This window comes from Lactobacillus sp. VURO6/B1 (VP7) (assembly GCF_058139575.1).
Genome location: NZ_JBVOWJ010000024.1, coordinates 1 through 3,913 on the forward strand (window position 1 = coordinate 1; position 3,913 = coordinate 3,913).

Sequence of the window (3,913 nt, forward strand, 5' to 3'; positions counted from 1 at the left end):
CAGCCGGTAATCGTTTGCGGCTTTGACTCATAGGTGCTGCCGAAAGTGCCGGACAGGTGGACCGGCTCAGCCAGGTCTTTTCCTTTTTCGTCTTGGAAGAAGACGGTGACGTTGCTTTCTGCATCAGGCTCGTAGACAAAGACAACGTTTTGCTCAGTCAGGTCATCAGAATATAAAATTTCTGTAGAGTACTGACCAGCAGCGTTTGGATCGAAGTCAACCTGCTTCCCGTTAATCGAAATTTTAATGAGAGTATAGCCTTTTATCTCATCAGCTGTTACCGTGGTAGACTTTTTAGAAGTAACACTAGTTACAAAATCATCTTTTAAAGTTTTTCCGTTCAGGTCATGATAAGAAACAGTGAGCGTCTGAGACTTTATTTGTTCTTTTCCAAAAACAAAAGTAACATCTTGATTAGCGCAAATATCAGGTCCGTCATCATTAATTAATAGTTTGAAATCCACGATATCTTCAGCTGAACCAGGTGTAACTTCGCTTCCGTTTATGAAAATCTTCTTCAAAGTGTAATCAGTAATATTTGCATTCTTATAACAGTCAAATTCTTCAGGAGCTTTAGGTTGTGTTCCTATTTCACCGATCTCAACAGTATCAGGTACAATTTTGCCATTCTGATCAGTAACCTGGTTACCGTTCTCATCACGAAAATGAACAAAAACTGGATTTGCTATGGTTGATATAAAGGTATCAGAAATGTTACTACTGTTATAATTTTTTTCAACCTGTTTTGAAGTCCAATTTTCTTTACCTGCTGGGTTATTAATACTTCCAGATCCTAAGCTGTTCCAGTGCGCTTTATTCTGAAAATCGGAAAGACCAATTTTATTATCCTTTCCTAATTTCAATACTTTTAAGCTTTCCAAGGTAAGTAACATTCCCGCGACGTTTGACGTGTTAGCCATATTAAAGCTGTGAATATCTAAGTACCTTAAATTAATACAATTGTGAAACATGTTGTACATGCGTGTCACTTTGACAGTATTAAAGTTTGATAAATCTAATTTAAGCAACATTGTTGAATCGGAAAACATTTCCGACATATCTGTTACTTCTGAAGTATCAAGATTATCCAAGCCTTCAATCGTTTTTAATTTGGTTAAGCCATGAAATAAGAAGTTGACTGATCCAGATAACTTAAGTTGACCGTCTATTTTGATATCAGTAATATCTAGTGGATTAACTCCTGCAATATATCCCGTATCTGAGGTTCCCAAAATTGGTTTAGGATTACTAACTGTAACTGGCTTTTCTTTGGTGCCGCCATAAATTGTTAACAATTTTTGACTGGTATCATAACTGACTTTTATATTGTTCCAAGTGCTTTCGACAATATTAGGATTCTCGGTATCTCTTTTACTAATATCACTATTAACTAAATCAGTATTATTTTTCTCAGAAGCAGCAGACGAATTTGCTGAATTGTCATTGTCATTGATGTTGTTGCTATCATTTGTCTCTTGACTTGAATTACTGTTATTTAATTGTTGATCATTAGCAGTATCTTTATCCATAGTTTCTGATTGTTCTGTTTCGAAAGAATCAGTCGAAGTAGATTCCGTAAGAACTGCTTTAGAAAGCTGAGTTTTACTGCTACTTTGGACATTTTGTGCCATTAAATACCCTGCCGATAAGCTATCGGCTTTAACTGCCTTAGGGTTAGCACTGAAAAATCCTATAGCTGCGGCTGTCATGCCCCCAACAAACAACTTTTCTCCTTGTTTATATATATTCTTGTGTGTTTTCATATAAATCCTCTTATAATCAGGTTTTTATTACGCATTTAGTATATTGCGGGTTTTTTTGAAAGTCAACGCGACTTTTAGAGATGAAAAATATTTTATATTAAATTTGATAGAACGTTATTTTATTTACTTAAAGTTAAACTGTCCTTTTTGCACACATACCAAAAGATGAATAATTTATATACAAGTATACTAATATTGCTAATTTGTGATAAAATACCAGTTTAGCTATGCTGATTTTTTAGTGTCTAATAGTAGATATTGCATTATTAATAAAAGTAATTACTATTTTTATTTTAAGTTATAAAAAAAAGAACTCAATAAGCAGCACTGACTACTGGTTTAATTCTATTAATATATTATTACTTTGTAAAAGATTACTTTCTTAACAAATTGGTTCTTACCTATGATATAGTAAAATTAATTATTAAACTTAATGGTACTGCAATACACTTTTATCTGTTGATTTTTCTATAATAATTTATTATTAATTGGTTTGGCTTTTTAGTGTAAATATAAGCATTGTGTTTCAGTTTACGTTTAACACCTGAAACGTTGCTGACTGAGCCACTATTTGTGTTCTTTGTATATATATGTTCTCTAAGATTTTAGTTGGATCGGTTGGGATATCATTTATCTTTATAGGTTTTGCAACAGTACAAGTATAACCAGCTCTATTCTTAACTGGCACTTCAAAAGGTTCTTTATCCATGAATACATAACCATCTGGTGAAATTTGGTTTCCGCTTTAGTTCTCATAATGTACTATAATGTTATAGCGAATAAATTCATCTTTAGTTATTTTTTAATAATTGTCTACTTTATCTTGTAAAATCCAAGGTAATTTTGACGAATCTAAGGATAGACTGTTTTCAAGTTCTTTTTCAGTTCCATTACCCACGTTCATCCATGTATTGGTATAGCCATTAGTAAGTAGACTTGTACCTTCAAATTTATTCGTTCTACTGATACTTATGGCGCATAAACTATCCAATCCTGCAAGTATGTTTATAGTTTTATTCTTATCCTTATTCTTCAAGCCCGTCAAATCAACAGGCACATTTGTCATGTCAAAATTTTTGGTATCAAGCTTTTGCAATGAGTTACAGTAAGTAAACATATTAGACATGTCAGTAACTTTAAAAGTATCGGGATTGTCAAGTCCTTCTATTGCGATTAATTAGTTAAGTCCATTAAAAAGTGCACTGGCAGATCCATAAATTTTAATAGTTCCTTTAAACTTAATTTTCTTGATGTCAGTATCGTTTTTGACTCCCTTAATGTGAAAAGCGTAGTCTATATCATTATTTTCATTATGAATAGTATCATTGTAAACAGTTAATAAACCTTGTGTTTTATCCCATTCCAGTTTAGATCAGGAGTAGGAGTGGCGTCTTTTTAGTTTCATCTTCTTCTAAAGTAATAGGAGAGTTAGAAATTTTTAATCTTGTAGTTACTGTGGAAGGTTCTGTATTAGCGCTATTGTTGTCTAAGGTGTTGTTATTAGTATTATTATTTTCTGCAGCATTAGTGGAGCTAGAATTCTCTGAAATTTTGGTTGCCATAGAAGTATTTGAGTCATTTTCAGTATTATTTGCAAGTAAACCTAGAACAGTAGCAGCGATACTAGTAAATAAATATATATGTAAAAAAATAGTAAAAAGTTTCTTCATGTCTTATTTGGGACAAAGTTTTTATAGCATATAAAAACGTCTCTCAATTACTAAAATTTTGAGAGACGTTTATGAAAAAATGTGCTTTTGCTGATTAATAAAAGCTAGCTTTCTTTCGATACTTGCTTAACTGTAGATCATAATACTTTTATGACTACTTTTGTTAGCTATATAAATATAGGCTATATCCTACGCTTAAAAAGTTTTTGTTTTGAATTAGTCTTTCTTACGCTCAAGCCAAGCAGCACCAAGAGCAGTGGCCAAGGCCAAACCGCCTAGTGCAAGCATGGCCAAACTATTGTGCTTCTCGGCACCAGTTTGCGGCAAGGCATCATTGCTGCTGCCTTTATCCAGCTTGCCTTTTTTGTTTAGTTTGCGGTCAGCAGCTGCCAGCTTAGCAGGACGGTTAGCCTGATGCTTGTTAGCTGTGAGGCCTTTGACTGATTTGGTGGCAGATTTTTGATCATGTTTGCTTATGCG

The 3,913-nt window shown here is 33.4% G+C and carries 6 protein-coding genes; all 6 read right to left on the reverse strand.

Features of this window, described 5'->3' with window-relative positions; all coding sequences use genetic code 11:
• Positions 1–1,763: BspA family leucine-rich repeat surface protein (locus ACZ2M0_RS09270; RefSeq protein ID WP_490059263.1), on the reverse strand; the 1,763-nt coding region annotated here is incomplete at its 3' end.
• A 452-nt stretch (positions 1,764–2,215) separates the two neighbouring features.
• Complete coding sequence (locus ACZ2M0_RS09275; protein ID WP_490059268.1) at positions 2,216–2,353, reverse strand: SLAP domain-containing protein; 138 nt, start codon at positions 2,351–2,353, stop codon at positions 2,216–2,218.
• Positions 2,290–2,472, reverse strand: coding sequence for a hypothetical protein (locus tag ACZ2M0_RS09280; protein ID WP_490059264.1), 183 nt, complete (start codon positions 2,470–2,472; stop codon positions 2,290–2,292). The genes ACZ2M0_RS09275 and ACZ2M0_RS09280 overlap by 64 nt, the downstream gene beginning before the upstream one ends.
• 93 nt (positions 2,473–2,565) lie before the next feature.
• Positions 2,566–2,880 carry a hypothetical protein gene (locus ACZ2M0_RS09285; RefSeq protein ID WP_490059265.1) on the reverse strand — a complete coding sequence of 105 codons (315 nt, stop codon included), beginning with the start codon at positions 2,878–2,880 and terminating at the stop codon, positions 2,566–2,568.
• Between the two features lie 250 nt (positions 2,881–3,130).
• A complete protein-coding gene (locus tag ACZ2M0_RS09290) occupies positions 3,131–3,433 on the reverse strand; it encodes a hypothetical protein (protein WP_490059266.1) in 303 nt (100 codons plus the stop codon).
• A 216-nt stretch (positions 3,434–3,649) separates the two neighbouring features.
• Positions 3,650–3,913 (reverse strand): LPXTG cell wall anchor domain-containing protein (locus ACZ2M0_RS09295; RefSeq protein ID WP_490059267.1); only part of this gene is annotated, 264 nt, incomplete at its 5' end.

Excerpts from the sequence above, each read along its gene's own strand:
- ACZ2M0_RS09280 (WP_490059264.1), bottom strand. The coding sequence starts at position 2,472 with ATGGATAAAGAACCTTTTGAAGTGCCAGTTAAGAATAGAGCTGGTTAT.
- ACZ2M0_RS09285 (WP_490059265.1), bottom strand. The coding sequence starts at position 2,880 with ATGTTTACTTACTGTAACTCATTGCAAAAGCTTGATACCAAAAATTTT.
- ACZ2M0_RS09290 (WP_490059266.1), bottom strand. The coding sequence starts at position 3,433 with ATGAAGAAACTTTTTACTATTTTTTTACATATATATTTATTTACTAGT.